We start from the raw sequence: 14723 nt of genomic DNA on the forward strand, positions 1-14723 counted from the left end.
AGACCGTCGTTAGGGCAAAAATAACCATTCTCACGTAGACCCGAACCTGCAAGTTCACTGTAGTAGAGGTCTACCCGCCATGGGGGCCATGCCCTTTTCCAACCTGTTCTCGTCGCGTGGCGAAGCGTCTACGTCTGCGGTCCGCCAAGGTATCGCTGCGGAGGACAAGCTTCGAATAATCGACGAAATCGAGAGCAGCGGAGCGCTGGGATTCTGGTCGACCGACCGCAACGGGAATATTGCTTATCTTTCGCCCGCTATAGCCGAGCGATTGGGCTCCTTGCCCGAAGAACTTATAGGCACGCCTCTCCAGCAGGTCCTTATCCCCGTCGAGGGTGAGACCGATGGAAGGTCTCTGGGCCTCAAGCTGAACACCCGAAAGTCTTTTTCCAATTTGTCGGCGCAGGCGCAAGCAAGCGACAATGATGCCGTGCTGTGCCTGTCGGGAAGGGCGCTCTACGACGAAAAAACGGAATTCGCCGGCTTCCGCGGCAGTGTCGTCGACATCACCGAAGATTTCCGTGCTGAGGCCGAAGCTAACCGGCTCGCAAAATTCGACTCGCTCACTGGGCTCGCCAACAGGCACCGCATGGAGCAGCGCATTGACTCCACGCTAAAGACCTTCTGCGCAGCCGAGCGCACCGCAGCCTTGATGATGCTTGATCTTGATCGCTTCAAGCAGGTCAATGACACCCTTGGGCACGCCGCTGGCGACCAGCTGCTGCAACAGGTCGCAGACAGGCTTCGCAGCGCCGTGGGCGGCCGTGGCGAGATTGGTCGCCTCGGTGGTGACGAATTTCAGGTCTTGATCCCCGACATGGACGATCGAGGCGAACTGGGTGAAATCGCAAAGAAAATTATCCAGATGCTCTCGCAGCCCTATTCGGTCGAAGAAGGGCGCTGCACGATCGGCTGCTCCGTAGGCGTGGCGATCGCGCCTTACGATGGCGTCGAACGCGACGAATTGTCACGTGCTGCCGACCTGGCGCTGTACGCGTCGAAAAACGGCGGCCGCGGTCAGTTTCGCTTCTACGGCGCGGACCTCGAGCACGAGGCCAATTTGCGTAAGCGCATGGAAGACGATCTTTCTGCGGCCATCGAGGCAGGTGATTTCGCCCTCGAATACCAGCCGGTTGTCGACCTTGGGTCGAACACGGTCATCGGGTTGGAAGCCAAGTACACCTGGGAAGACGAAGATCGCGGTCGGGTGGCTCCCGAAACGTTCCTTCCTATAGCCGAGGGCAGTCGACTCATTGTGCCGATAGGCGAATGGGCCCTTCGCCGTGCGTGTGAGGATGCGGTTCAGTGGCCGGGCAACCTTCGGCTTTCCATGAATATTTCGCCGGTGCAGTTCGAAGCCAATGGTTTTGCCGAGCTGGTCGAGAAGATTCTCGAAGAAACCGATTTAGACCCGGCTCGACTGGAGCTGGAGCTCAACGAGAGCGTTCTGTTGGGCGATGCATCGAAGGTAGATGCGACGCTCGGCCACCTCTTCAAGCTCGGGGTTCGCCTGACGCTAGATCAATACGGGACAGGGCGTTCTTCGCTGGCTTACCTGCGCCGCGCACCGTTCAATACGTTGAAGATCGGAGCGAACTTCTTCGAGCCCATGCTAGGCAATGACCTCGGTGACATGGAATTGGTCCGCGCGGTGGTGGCACTTGCGAACGCGCTTGGCATGGAAACTGCCGCTTCGGGCGTTCATGCGCTCAAGTTGATGCAGGAGCTGAAGCACCTAGGCGTCGGTCAGGTCCAAGGCTTCGTCTATTCCGATGCCGTCAGCCACAGCCAGGTTCTCGAAGAGATAGACAAGGGCGTCTGGGTCCTTGAACCGACCGACCAGGGCAACCAACGCGCCAATCGCAGGACGGTCTACCGCAAGATCGGTGTGATCCACGAAGATCACTACTACGATGTGACCTTGCGCAATCTGTCGCGCTCGGGTGCGATGATCGAAGGGCTCGAGGATGTGCCTGTTGGCACCATGTTCGTGCTGGACTTCGGCGGCGGGCAACTCGCCGTCTGCACTGTTCGCCGGACCATGGGCGATACGCAGGGGCTCGAATTCGAACAGGAACTGGTCGACGACGGGGCAGGTGGCTTGTGCACGCGAAACCGTGTCAGTCCCTATGAATTGGCGGCCGCCGGAGCTCCACTCGAAGCATTGCCTGCCGGCAAGTACGCGATGGCCGCTCAATCGTCTGCGCCGGCGAGCTATCCCAAGTTTAAGCTTTCCGAAAATGCTGCGGCGGCCAGCAAAAACTGAGCGCGTGACCATTCGCGCGATTACGGCTGACACGCAATCAAAGCGGGGCTAAAGGGCGGTCGCAATGACTGACCTTTCCAAGATCCGCAATTTTTCCATCATCGCGCATATCGACCATGGCAAGTCCACGCTGGCCGACCGGTTGATCCAGCATTGCGGCGGGCTGACCGATCGCGAGATGTCCGAGCAAGTCCTTGATAACATGGACATCGAGAAGGAGCGCGGCATCACCATCAAGGCGCAGACCGTGCGCCTCAACTACACCGCCAAGGATGGCGAGACCTATGAGCTTAACCTCATGGACACGCCCGGCCACGTCGACTTCGCCTACGAGGTCTCCCGCAGCCTCGCCGCCTGCGAAGGCGCGCTCCTGGTCGTGGACGCGGCGCAAGGCGTCGAGGCCCAGACCCTCGCCAACGTCTACCAGTCGATCGAGCACGACCACGAAATCGTCCCCGTCATCAACAAGATCGACCTCCCCGCCGCCGAACCCGACAAGGTCCGCGCGGAAATCGAGGAGGTCATCGGCCTCGACGCGTCGGATGCCGTCCTCACCTCCGCCAAGTCAGGCATCGGCATCGAGGACACGCTGGAAGCCCTCGTCGCCCGCATCCCCGCGCCCTCGGGCGACCGCGACGCACCATTGAAGGCCATGCTGGTCGATAGCTGGTACGACCCCTACCTCGGCGTCGTCATCCTCGTGCGCGTCATGGACGGGGTCATCAAGAAGGGCCTCAACGTCAAGTTCATGCAGGGCGGCACGCAGCACCTGATCGACCGCGTCGGCTGCTTCACCCCCAAGCGCACCGACCTGCCCGAACTCGGCCCCGGCGAAATCGGCTTCATTACCGCGCAGATCAAGGAAGTCGAACAGGCCCGCGTCGGCGACACCATCACCACGGTGAAGGGCGGGGCGCCCACGCCGCTGAAAGGCTACAAGGAAGTGCAGCCCGTGGTCTTCTGCGGCCTCTTCCCGGTCGACGCCGCCGAGTTCGAGAAACTGCGCGAAAGCATCGGCAAGCTGCGCCTCAACGACGCCAGCTTCAGCTACGAGATGGAAAGCTCCGCCGCGCTCGGCTTCGGCTTCCGCGCCGGCTTCCTCGGCCTGCTGCACCTGGAAATCATCCAGGAACGCCTCAGCCGCGAATACGACCTCGACCTCATCACCACGGCCCCGTCCGTGGTCTACCGCGTGCACCTCGCCCATACGAAGAACGAGGACGCCGCCGTCGTCGACATCCACAACCCCGCCGACTGGCCGGACGTGAACCGGATCGACGCGGTGGAGGAACCGTGGATCAAGGCGGTGATCTACACGCCCGACGAATATCTCGGCGCCATCCTCAAGCTGTGCCAGGACCGCCGCGGCATCCAGACCGACCTCACATACGTCGGCGGCCGCGCACAGGTGAGCTACGAGCTGCCGCTGAACGAAGTGGTGTTCGACTTCTACGACCGCCTGAAATCGATCAGCCGCGGCTATGCCAGCTTCGATTACGAACAGATCGGCCTGCGCGAAGGCGACCTCGTGAAGATGAACATCCTCGTCAATAACGAGCCGGTCGACGCGCTATCGCTGATCGTCCACCGCAGCGTTGCGGAAGAGCGCGGCCGCGGCATGTGCGAGCGTCTGAAAGACCTCATCCCGCGCCATTTGTTCAAGATCCCGATCCAGGCCGCGATCGGCGGCAAGATCATCGCCCGCGAAACCATCGCCGCCCTGCGCAAGGACGTCACCGCCAAATGCTATGGCGGCGACATCAGCCGCAAGAAAAAGCTGCTGGAGAAGCAGAAGAAGGGCAAGGCCCGGATGCGCGAGTATGGGAACGTGAGCATCCCGCAGGAGGCGTTTATTGCTGCGTTGCGGATGGGGGAGGAATAATTTCTGAAAATGACGTGAGAAGAATTTACATCGTTTCGTAAAGGCCTCAATGGAAACATCTGATAAGGCTTGGAGAAAAGAAATGGTGCCCGTTTTATCTGTGCTTAATATGAAAGGGGGGGTCGGAAAAACGACTGTCTCCGCACACGTGATGAGGGTGCTCTACCATCGACAGCAGAAGCGAGTCCTCCTTGTCGATTTGGACCCGCAGTTCAATTTGACGCAGGCGCTTCTGACTCAAGCCGACTATGACGACATTCTCGAAGCCAAGAAAACTGTAATGGCTGCGTTTGAGCCCCAGCCGTCCAATGATTTCTTTAAAGTTAAATCGACCAAGAATGCGCCTCCTGCAGCTTCTTCATTGACCAAACGTCTTCGTCAAATAGGCAAGGGAGAAAAAGCAAAGCTGGACATTATTCCTGGCGCATTCGATTTAATGAAATATACTATGATCGACGATCCGGCCCAGCTTAAAATTGCATCGGATCACTTCAAATGGTTTATTTCGACTGCAAAAAATGAGTATGATCTTATAGTACTGGACTGCAATCCAAGTAGTTCTTTTGTCACTAAATGCGCTCTCGAAAACTCAACGCATGTTCTTTCTCCTGTGCGTCCGGACAAATTTTCCGTACTCGGCGTAGGGATGGTCGATCGGCTGTTTCAACATCTTTCTTTAGCCCCAGTGCATATGACATTGATAAACGGGGTTCGTCGCTATGATCCCGCCTCGCCTGTTGAAATAGAGCTCAAAGCTCACCCGAAATTTGGTGCAACCGTTCTCGGTCAACGGCTGAATGTAAGCACACATTTGGAAGCCCACCCGTCCTACACTGGCTTTGCAACTGATCGCAAAGGGCCCTATTCCTCGGTGTTGCGTGCGGAGATTGGAAAGATTGCCGATGAGATATCGCATAGGCTAGGTGGGTGGTCATGAGAATCAGACCCCAACAACTCCGCGTTTTTGCTGCCATCGCGATGCAAAGAGTGAGCGAGCGCGATCTCAGGACAACGCACGAAATTATCCAGGGGCTGAGCCCAGTTTCATTTATCGATTTGATCAGAGATCTCGAGGATGAGATTGAGAATTCGCTCAATGTTAGTTTTGAGAGCAAGGAAGAACGAGGATTCGCAGGTTCGGAATTTTCCAGCCTTTACATGGAGTTGGATCGTATCCGACGTAAAGATTTGAAAGTTCCGGTGGCTAGCTTCGTGGAACTCCTTTCGGAAGCTCTTCGCAAAGACCCTTCCGTCGAGCTTTCAAGTCTTCCTCCATTTGATCCCCGTCGAGGACTTCAGGCGTGGATCAAGCGATTGATTAAGGCGGTCGATGATCACCAAATCTATCAAGCCGTCATGTATTTACGAGATAGAAGCGGTCGAGAAGATGCCGGCTCTGCCTGGAAACTACGGTGAACAAAGAACAATTTGACGAATTAATTGCGAATATCCAGTCTTCGGCTCTAGATTTCATCCCGTTGGCAGATCAGGGTTCGGAACGTCTTCGCCCTTCACTTGCATGGGTCGGGCATTACCTCGATGTGTCGGGCGATGATCCGAGCGCAATCTTATTGAAAGCTGCGTACGGGAGCGCCGTCGAAAGCGTTAGCATGACAGCATTCGGAATGGTTCGTCCCGCGATGCTCGCATTGCGATCGCACTATGAATTGAGCCTGCAATATCTCTATTTCAAAGATCATCCTAAAGAGTTGAAAAGTCTTCTCGACTTTCGTTCTCAAGGCCCACTCCCTTCGGTAGTTAAGAGGTATTTGAAAGAGTTTGCGCCAAATTTCGAGTCAAGGCTCGGTAAACTTTCAAAGGTGGCCCGTCGTGAACTTAGCGATCCGTATGGGGTCTTGTCCGGTGTTGCACATGGTAACGCTCTTAATTCTATCTCTGTCGCCTCGATGCCTCACGAGCTCGTAGAGGAAAAACAATTTGTTGAACAATCGCTGGCTATTTTTAAAGCAGTTGGAGAGTCGTTGGCCGACTACTATTTGTCAGAATTTGATGCTAATTGGCTGTCAGTTCCCGAGCTAGTAAAGCAAGATGTAATGGAAAGACTTGGCGGCAAGAACCCCGCTTCCGAACTCATGCTGTAGGTACGAAAGGCCATAGGATTATGACCTTCGGCGTTTTCATGCACAAAGATGGGTCGATCTACGACGACATTCCTGAGGTGCATTACCAGTTTCCGAAAAGCTATCTCAGCCGCGCTCAGCAGATGGTCGGCGACTGGATTGTCTATCGCGAGCCAGTTAAGATTCCGAACTCCAAGGGGTTCTTTGCGGTGGCGAAGGTCGAGGAAATTATCCCTGACCCAAAGGAGCCTGACCGCTATCGAGCCATCATTGAGGCAGGAAGCTATCTGCCGTTCGAGCCGACCGTGCCGCATATCGTGAATGGCGAGCAGGTCGAGCGCGGTGTTCTCAATGAGGAAGGCAAGGTCTCTGGCCGCGCCCAAGCCGCCGTCCGCCCGCTTTCGCATTCCGACTTCGCTCGCATCATCTCGCTTGGCCTACCGGATGAGAACTTCCTCCCTCGCAGCGATGACGAAGTTGTCGAGGTCAACCGCGTTCGCGAGCATCAGACCCCGTTCGAAATCGAGCGGCCCATTGTCCAGTCGCTCGTCTCCAAGCCTTTCCGCGACCGCGCTTTCCGGCGCGCCGTGATGCACGCTTATGATGGCCGCTGCGCGGTGACAGGGTGGAAGCTGGTCAATGGAGGAGGCCGCTTGGAAGCGCAGGCCGCGCATATCCGTCCGGTCGAGCATGGCGGCCCCGACAGCGTGCGTAATGGCCTCGCGCTCTCAGGCACCGCGCATTGGATGTTCGACCGTGGGTTGATCGGCTTCAGGGATGACCTTGAGATTATCGTGCACCGTAAGGTGAACGACCGTGAAGGGGTTGAGGCAATCATCAACCCGACCGGCAAGCTCAAGGCGCCGGAGATTGAGTCTTATAGGCCGCATCCGAAGTTTTTGTCTTGGCACCGCGAGTTTCATGGGTTCCAGAGTTGATCGAGTAAGCGAGGGATCAGGAGAATGAGCGGCTTGAACGAGATGTATGACTACCATCGCGAGATGACCGACGCTGTTTCGCAAATTTCCGGCGATGAAGAAGAATGGGTGTGGGTGATGAATGAGGAACATCGTCGACGCTATCGAACCTCCTCGAGCATGTGATGGGCACCTATCCTGACGACAGCGAGAACTTCGGCATCGGGATCATGACTGGCGAACCTTCGAACGGTGAGCCTTTCGAGCTCGTTCGACGTCATTGGCTCGGGTTCGATGAGGACGAAGAGGCCTAGTCCAACTTTAATCCCACCCATCATCCTTGAGCGTCCGCTTGCGCGGATATTTCTCTTGCTGCGGCTCCGGGGGGCGCTTTTGCCAGTGGGGCGGGGGTAGGGGGATGGGGTTCTCGGTGTGGGACGCGGCGGGATCGTCGGGAGCGGTGCGCTTGGCGTAGTGGGGGTGGTCCGGGTCGTCCTGGGCGCGGTAGCCGTTTGCTGCGTCCTCTGCCCTGATGCGCTTGTATTCCTGCCATGCAGCCCAGGCGCGGGGGCTGTGGTTGCGCTCCATCAGGGCCAGCGTGTCCTGGACCTTGCGCTCTATACTGGCGCGCACCTCTGCCGGAGTGACGCGGGCCTGCTCGGCCTCCCATTCCTTGCGCCATTCCTTCTTCTTGCGTTTCAGCTCCATTGTGCCGATCGCGTTCATCGCCTTGGCGCGGCGTTGACCCTCCGGGCCAGCTGCGCTTCCGGCAAACCGCTCGGGCGCGCGGTTTCTCAGCATGAACATCAGCAGGCGGTCGTTATAGGAAATGCGGGTGCCGACTAGCTGGCCATAGGAGTAGACGGGCACCTCCACCCCGTTGAGCGCGCGGTCCATGGCGACGTCCTCGATCCGCTTCATGCCGAAATCGAGCGCGGCCTCCCATGCGGCGGCGAATTCCTCGGCCCCGGGCTGGCGGCGCAGGTTGTAGGCGCCGTGGGTAGACCGGTTCACCGCGCGGCAGGCGGAGGCGACGCTGCCGGTATCGGCCAGCGCTTCGATGAAGGCGCGCTGGACATGCGGTTTCCACCCGTTGCTGCGGTCCCTCAGGCGCGGGACGGGGGTGAAGTCGGGCAGGTGGGTAGCAGGTTTGGTGTCGGACACGGCGGCTCTCCCATGCGAAAAGGGCCGGGGAATGCCCCGACCCTTCGCAGTAGGAAAATGGATTCTCTTGTTTGCGCACCGACCTCCGTCGGCGCGTCCTCGCTATGCGTGCAGCAAGCTGCACCCGCTGCGGGCGGGCGGTTGCCCTTGCGGACTGCTGGTCGCAGTCCGGGTGACGGCAGTCAGAGGCCGACTGGCCGTCGCGCCTTATGGCGCGGAAGCCTAAGGGCCCGGACGGGCCCGCCGGCGTTTGAGGCCACACAAATTACGGCCGCGTCTGGCCGTCGCCGTGGACGAGGTATTTGAAGCTGCACAGCTGCTCGAGGCCGACGGGGCCGCGGGCGTGCATCTTGCCGGTGGCGATGCCGATTTCCGCGCCCATGCCGAATTCCCCGCCGTCGGAGAACTGGGTGGAGGCGTTGTGCATGACCACCGCGCTGTCGACCGAGGTGAGGAACTGGCGGGCAGCGTCCGCGTCTTCGGTCAGGATGGCGTCGGTGTGGTGGCTGGAGTGGTCCTCGACCCAGGCGATGCCTTCTTCGAGGCCGTCCACGATCTTCACGCTGGCGATCGGATCGAGATATTCGGTGCTCCAGTCATCTTCGCTGGCAAGCTTGAGCCGGTCGTCGATGGCAACCGCTTCCGCATCTCCGCGCAGTTCGCAGTCTGCCGCCACGGCGTCGGCGATCTTGGGCACGACCTGGTCGGCGATGGCGCGGTCGATCACGATGCTCTCGGTCGCCCCGCAGATGCCGGTGCGGCGCAGCTTGGCGTTGCGGATGACCTTCACCGCCTTGTCCACGTCTGCCGCAGCATGGACGTAGGAGTGACAATTGCCGTCGAGGTGGAGGAGGGTGGGCACGCTCGCCTGGTCGCGGACCAGTTCGACGAGGCCACGGCCTCCGCGCGGGATGACGAGGTCGACGAATTCATCGGCCTTGAGCAGTGCAGCCACCGCAGCACGGTCGGTCGTCTGGACGGTCTGGACCGCATCCTTCGGCAGGCCTGCAGCTTCGAGGCCCTTCTGCATCGCTTCAACGATGACGCGGGTCGAATGACGGCTTTCGCTGCCGCCGCGCAAGATGATGGCGTTGCCGCTCTTGAGGCACAGGGCAGAAGCGTCCGCGCCCACGTTCGGGCGGCTTTCGTAGATCATGCCAATCACTCCGATCGGCACGGCAACGCGCTCGATGCTGAGGCCGTTGGGGCGTTCGAAGGTCGCGAGCTTGCGACCGACAGGGTCGGGCAGTTCGGCGATTTCTTCCAGCGCCTTGGCCATGCCTTCGATGCGGTCTTCGGTCAGGCGCAGGCGGTCGATGAAGCTTTCCGGCTTCTTGCCTTCCACACTGGCGACGTCCTTGCCGTTCGCATCGAGCAGGTCCGGCGTCGCTTCGCGCAGCGCCTTGGCGGCTTCGCGCAGGGCGATGTTCTTCGCCTCGGTACTGGCGGTAACCAGGCCGCGCGCTGCCTTGCGGGCGCGCTGGCCGAGATCGTGGATATGGATTTGCGGGTCGAGTGTCTGGTCGGTCATGATGTCTCTTCTATCAAATTATTGTGGCAGGCTGGAGGCAGCGCGTTCAGCGCAGCTCGACCGCCCGGTCGTAGCAAGCCTGCAAGGTCGCACGCAGGCGTTCGGTGAGGCCGCCATCGCCATTGAGCGCATTGAGGCCGGCGGCCGTGGTCCCGCCCTTGCTGGTCACGCTGTTGCGAAGCTCTTCGAGCGACAGCGCGCCCGGCTCGGCGGCCATGTCGATCGCGCCGCCCATGGTGCCGAACACCATGTCGCGGGCCTGTTCTTCGGTAAAGCCGTGTTCCATGGCGACCTCGACATAGGCGCGGGCGATTTCGAACACATATCCCGGTCCCGAGCCTGCAACGGCAGTAACCCGGTCGAGCTGTTCTTCGGTGTCCACGGTGACGGTCGTTCCCGCGCGGGCCATGAATTCCTGCGCATGGGCGAGATGTGTTTCGCTGGCTGCGGGGGAGGCGAAAATGCCGCTCACTCCGCGGCCGATGGCGGCGGGCAGGTTGGGCATCACGCGAATGACGGGCGCATCACCCATCGTCGCGGAAAGGCGCGCGGAAGAATAGCCTGCCGCAATCGAGATCACGTAGCCGTCCGGTGCGATGTGTCCGACATAGTCCGGCATGATGTCGTCGATCATCTGCGGCTTCACCGCGACGATGATGCAGTCGAAGCGTTCGCCGTCGAGCGCCGCGCGGTCCGACACCAGCCTCGCCCCTCCGGGCACGCTTGCTTGCCCCGGGTCGACCACGGTGATCGATTCCGTTCCCTTGGACCATTGCTCCAATAAAGCGGATCCCATCTTTCCGCATCCGACTATCAGGACTGTATTGATAATAATAATTCACCGTTCTGCGCATTCAGCGCGTTGATTAGAGTATCGAGTTCTTCGAAAAACTTTGAATAGGGTTTCGTAGACCCGAAAATATTGATAAGAGTATTTCTTGTTATTTATATCCTCGGAAAATTTTCAAAATCCTATTGTGCAACGCACCATTACTATCTATATGGGTTTCCGAAAATTTCAAGGCTGAATAACTTTTTGATTATGACCAAACCCAAGACCATCGTTGTTAAGATCGGCTCCGCGCTGCTGGCAAATCAGGAATTGCTTACCCCCCGCTATGGTTTCCTTCAGCGGATGATGGAGGATATCGCCCACTTGCGATCCGAAGGGTGGAATGTAATCGTGTGTTCCTCAGGGTCCGTCGCGCTTGGTCTGCGTATCATTGGTGAAACGCCCGAAAGCGCTGGCGTTTCGGATAAACAGGCCGCTGCTGCTTGCGGCATGCCACTGCTTCTCAATGCCTACAAACAGGTCGGGCACGAGTTCGGCTTCGATATTGCCCAGGTTCTTCTGACGCTGGGCGATTTCGAAGATCACCGCCGCTTCCTTAACACGCGCAACACGGTCCATCGCCTGTTGGAATCCGGGATCATGCCGATCGTGAACGAGAACGACACGATCACGACGGAGGAAATCCGCGTCGGCGACAATGATCGGCTCGCGGCCAAGGTTGCGCAGATGGTCGGCGCATCCGATTTCATCATCCTGACCGGCGTAGACGGTCTCTACGATCGCAACCCTGACGACCCGGAAGCAAAGTTCGTGGCCGAAGTTCACGATGTGAACCAGTATATGGATGCGACCAAGGGCAAGTCCACGCTGGGAACGGGCGGCATGGCCACCAAGCTGCAGGCCGCCAACATGGCACAGGAAGCCGGTGTCACCACGTGGATCGCGCAAGGTGAAGTGGATCGTCCTCTTTCGCGTGTCCTCGACCGAACGGGGCGCGCCACCAAGGTCATTCCCAATCCCGAGCCGCTTTCGGGCTGGGACAGCTGGATTGCCAACCGCCTGCAGATGGCGGGAAGCCTGGTGGTCAACGAATCCGTCGCGTCGAACATTGCGACTGGCGACAGGCCGATCCGCCGTTCCGATGTCATTTCCGCCGATGGCGATTTCACGCGTGGGGATGTGCTGCACATTTACGATAACAAGGGGATCGAACGGGCACGCGGCCTGTCCGACTTCACCTCGGAAGAACTGCGCGTCATGATCAACAACCCCGATACCGATGCCGAACAGCTGCTTGGCTATCGCACGAAGGGCGAAATCATCCGGAGCAACAATCTGGTCGCCCTCGACACACGCCACCTCTTGTGGGACGCGCCTGCCGCGCTCAGCGAAGGCTGATCTTCCCGGACAGGGCGGCTCACCGATTTATCCGGTGGGTTAGGCGCGAACTTCACTTGGCGTTCAGCGGGGGTCTGGCTATAGGCTCGCCACCATGACGACCCATTCGCGTTTCGCTCGCAAGCTCGCCCTCGGTGCCCTCGTCGGTGCCACCCTTGTCACTGCCGGTTGCGCAAGCCGCGGCGGGGGCGGGGCGGAAGACACCGCTTACATCGCGCGTGATGTCGAAACGCTCTACGCCGAGGCGAAGGAACGGCTCGATCGCAACCAGCCCAAGCTGGCAGCCGCGCTGTTCGACGAGGTGGAACGTCAGCATCCCTATTCGCCTTGGGCCCGCCGCGCCCAGCTGATGAGCGCATTCAGCTATTATGTCGCGCAGGATTACAACAAGACGATCACCACGGCGCAGCGCTTCCTGTCAATCCACCCGGGTAACAAGGATGCGCCCTACGCCTACTACCTGATCGGTCTCAGCTATTACGAGCAGATCAGCGATATCCAGCGCGACCAGAAGGTGACCGAACAGGCGCTGACCGCGCTGCGCGAGGTCGACCGCCGTTTCCCGCAAACCGAATATGCCGCTGACGCGCGCCTCAAGGTCGACCTTGTGCGCGACCATTTGGCCGGCAAGGAAATGGAGATCGGCCGGTATTACCAGCGTTCGGGCAAGTGGATTGCATCGCAGATCCGTTTCCAGAACGTGGTCGAAAATTTCGAGACGACCAGTCACGCTCCCGAAGCGCTTTACCGCCTGACCGAATCCAGCCTCGCGCTCGGCATTCCGAGCGAAGCGGTGAAATACGCGGCCGTCCTCGGTGCCAACTATCCGGGGAATGAATGGTACGAAAAAGCCTATGAACTGGTTCAGGACCACGCCGCAGGCGTCAGCGCCAGCTAGGGCAGGGCACACTTCCATCGAGAAAGGCGCCACGGCAACGCGGCGCCTTTTTTCTCGCCTGGAATCGGGCGGTTACCGGCGTCACGGAAGAAATCTGCGGAATCCTTGAAACCAGATCGATCCGTTCGCATTTCATTACTGCGGACCGGGCCCCTCTGGCGTGCGCGAGAATGTGCACGTGATGTCGGACCGCATCGGACAACCGATGCGCGCTGGCAGGCCTTTCCCCTCCCCCTCCCAGCCTGACAGCGCCATCGGGTGTCCGATCGACATAAGCCTCGATTTCGGAGACTACGATGACGGCCCGTACTTACAGACTGACCCAGATCCACCAGCGGATCGACGAGCGCCTGCGCCTCGAACTGCGCAAGCGGACGCCCGACTGGCTGGAAATTGCGCGTCTCAAGAAAATGAAATTGCGCGCGAAAGACGCGCTGCATAGCATGGCCAAGCGTGCCAGGCCTGCCTGACGGCAGTTAAGGGGGCCGTCGCCGCGCAGCTATCCCCATGCGCAGGCGGCGGCTGCCCACTCTTTTAAAGAATACCGGAGTAACTCATGGTCAAAGCTATCGCCCCTATGTTGCGAGACTTCCTCCAGAAGGAATCAGCCGGCGGCATCGTCCTGATTTTTGCCGCGCTGCTCGCCCTTGCGGTAGCAAATTCTCCATTGCTCTCTGCCTATCAGGATGGGCTGGCGACGCCCGTGGTGTTCGGTATCGGCGGCTTCGTCATCGACAAGCCCCTGCTGCTGTGGATCAACGACGGCCTGATGGCCGTGTTCTTTTTCCTCGTGGGCCTGGAGGTGAAGCGCGAGATTTTCGAAGGTCAGCTTTCCAGCTGGGACAAGGCTTCGCTCCCGCTGATTGCCGCGATCGGCGGCATGGCGATCCCGGCTGTGATCTTCCTGGCGCTCAATGCGAACTCGCCCGAGAGCATCAATGGCTGGGCCATTCCCGCAGCGACCGACATCGCGTTTGCGCTCGGTATTCTGTCGCTACTTGGCTCACGTGTCCCCGTTGCGCTGAAAGCGCTGCTGCTCGCCATCGCCGTGATCGACGACATCGGCGCGATTGCGATCATCGCGCTGTTCTATTCGGGTGAGCTCGACACCGGCATGCTCGGCCTTGCCGCGATCGTGTTCGTGGCGATGCTCGCTATCGGCCGGGCGAAGGTCCAGTCGACCATTCCCTATATCCTCCTCGCGATCCTCATGTGGGCTTTCGTGCTCAAGTCGGGCGTCCATGCCACGCTCGCCGGTGTCGCTGCGGCGATGACCGTGCCGCTCGATGCGAAGAGCGATCACGGTCCGCTCGAGACCATGGAGCATGCGCTGCACCCCTGGGTGGCGTTCCTGGTGATCCCGATCTTCGGCTTCGCGAATGCGGGTGTGACCCTGTTCGGCCTGTCGCCCTCAGCGCTGCTCGAACCCCTTCCGCTCGGCATTGCTCTCGGCCTCCTGATCGGCAAGCAGATCGGCATCTTCGGCTTTGCATTTGCAGCTGTGAAGCTGGGGCTGGCGAAACTGCCGGAGGAAGTGAACTGGGCGCAAGTCCACGCGATGAGCCTGCTGGCCGCGATTGGTTTCACCATGAGCCTGTTTATCGGCAATCTCGCCTTCGCTTCGCCCGAGCAGATCGATGCGGTGAAGATCGGCGTGCTGTCCGGCTCGACCATTGCGGCGCTGGCCGGATACCTGCTCCTCAAGCGTGCTTTGCCACTGGAGGATCAAGGGGCGGATGAAGCTGTTGCTAACGGAACAAAGGGTGGATGACGCGAGGCTTCGCGTGGGCTAG

Annotated in this window: 15 protein-coding genes; 12 read left to right on the forward strand and 3 right to left on the reverse strand. The window is 59.5% G+C overall.

Going from position 1 to position 14723, the window contains the following annotated elements; all coding sequences use genetic code 11:
• Positions 1 to 79: 79 nt before the first annotated feature.
• From GRI34_RS03695 to GRI34_RS13350, 8 genes are all read left to right on the forward strand, one after another.
• A complete protein-coding gene (locus GRI34_RS03695; protein ID WP_160594780.1) occupies positions 80 to 2266 on the forward strand; it encodes an EAL domain-containing protein in 2187 nt (728 codons plus the stop codon).
• Positions 2267 to 2330: 64 nt separating this feature from the next.
• Entirely contained in the window at positions 2331 to 4148 is a 1818-nt protein-coding gene (gene lepA, locus GRI34_RS03700) for a translation elongation factor 4 (RefSeq protein ID WP_160594781.1), read from the forward strand.
• A 49-nt stretch (positions 4149 to 4197) separates the two neighbouring features.
• Entirely contained in the window at positions 4198 to 5085 is an 888-nt protein-coding gene (locus tag GRI34_RS03705) for a ParA family protein (protein ID WP_160594782.1), read from the forward strand.
• Positions 5082 to 5564, forward strand: a complete 483-nt coding sequence (locus tag GRI34_RS03710; RefSeq protein ID WP_160594783.1) for a hypothetical protein — start codon at positions 5082 to 5084, stop codon at positions 5562 to 5564. Before GRI34_RS03705 ends, GRI34_RS03710 begins: the two co-directional genes overlap by 4 nt.
• The gene (locus tag GRI34_RS03715; protein WP_160594784.1) at positions 5561 to 6250 is read left to right on the forward strand and encodes a hypothetical protein; all 690 of its coding nucleotides are present in this window, start codon (positions 5561 to 5563) and stop codon (positions 6248 to 6250) included. Before GRI34_RS03710 ends, GRI34_RS03715 begins: the two co-directional genes overlap by 4 nt.
• A gap of 20 nt (positions 6251 to 6270) precedes the next feature.
• On the forward strand, positions 6271 to 7167 hold the full coding sequence (locus GRI34_RS03720) for an HNH endonuclease (protein WP_160594785.1): 897 nt from the start codon (positions 6271 to 6273) through the stop codon (positions 7165 to 7167).
• A 24-nt stretch (positions 7168 to 7191) separates the two neighbouring features.
• Positions 7192 to 7332: a hypothetical protein gene (locus tag GRI34_RS03725; protein ID WP_160594786.1), complete on the forward strand. Its 141-nt coding sequence runs from the start codon at positions 7192 to 7194 to the stop codon at positions 7330 to 7332.
• Positions 7332 to 7460: a hypothetical protein gene (locus GRI34_RS13350; protein WP_267903945.1), complete on the forward strand. Its 129-nt coding sequence runs from the start codon at positions 7332 to 7334 to the stop codon at positions 7458 to 7460. Before GRI34_RS03725 ends, GRI34_RS13350 begins: the two co-directional genes overlap by 1 nt.
• A gap of 7 nt (positions 7461 to 7467) precedes the next feature.
• Here the strand turns inward: GRI34_RS13350 and GRI34_RS03730 are convergent, their stop codons facing one another.
• The 3 genes from GRI34_RS03730 to GRI34_RS03740 form a co-directional block, all read right to left on the reverse strand.
• The gene (locus GRI34_RS03730; protein WP_160594787.1) at positions 7468 to 8310 is read right to left on the reverse strand and encodes a hypothetical protein; all 843 of its coding nucleotides are present in this window, start codon (positions 8308 to 8310) and stop codon (positions 7468 to 7470) included.
• Positions 8311 to 8575: 265 nt separating this feature from the next.
• Positions 8576 to 9841, reverse strand: a complete 1266-nt coding sequence (locus GRI34_RS03735; RefSeq protein WP_160594788.1) for a glutamate-5-semialdehyde dehydrogenase — start codon at positions 9839 to 9841, stop codon at positions 8576 to 8578.
• 46 nt (positions 9842 to 9887) lie between these two features.
• Positions 9888 to 10679, reverse strand: coding sequence for a pyrroline-5-carboxylate reductase family protein (locus GRI34_RS03740; RefSeq protein WP_325065226.1), 792 nt, complete (start codon positions 10677 to 10679; stop codon positions 9888 to 9890).
• Between the two features lie 204 nt (positions 10680 to 10883).
• On the opposite strand from GRI34_RS03740, the gene proB reads away from it, so the two are divergent.
• The 4 genes from proB to nhaA all read left to right on the forward strand — a co-directional run bounded on the left by proB (position 10884) and on the right by nhaA (position 14701).
• A complete protein-coding gene (gene proB / locus GRI34_RS03745; protein ID WP_160594790.1) occupies positions 10884 to 12032 on the forward strand; it encodes a glutamate 5-kinase in 1149 nt (382 codons plus the stop codon).
• Between the two features lie 94 nt (positions 12033 to 12126).
• Positions 12127 to 12930, forward strand: coding sequence for an outer membrane protein assembly factor BamD (locus GRI34_RS03750; RefSeq protein WP_090479604.1), 804 nt, complete (start codon positions 12127 to 12129; stop codon positions 12928 to 12930).
• 296 nt (positions 12931 to 13226) lie between these two features.
• Positions 13227 to 13400: a YdcH family protein gene (locus GRI34_RS03755; protein ID WP_160594791.1), complete on the forward strand. Its 174-nt coding sequence runs from the start codon at positions 13227 to 13229 to the stop codon at positions 13398 to 13400.
• A gap of 86 nt (positions 13401 to 13486) precedes the next feature.
• The gene (gene nhaA / locus GRI34_RS03760; protein WP_160594792.1) at positions 13487 to 14701 is read left to right on the forward strand and encodes a Na+/H+ antiporter NhaA; all 1215 of its coding nucleotides are present in this window, start codon (positions 13487 to 13489) and stop codon (positions 14699 to 14701) included.
• The last annotated feature ends 22 nt before the right edge of the window (positions 14702 to 14723 follow it).

The sequence above is a fragment of the Qipengyuania aquimaris genome, from assembly GCF_009827445.1.
Classification (GTDB): domain Bacteria; phylum Pseudomonadota; class Alphaproteobacteria; order Sphingomonadales; family Sphingomonadaceae; genus Qipengyuania; species Qipengyuania aquimaris.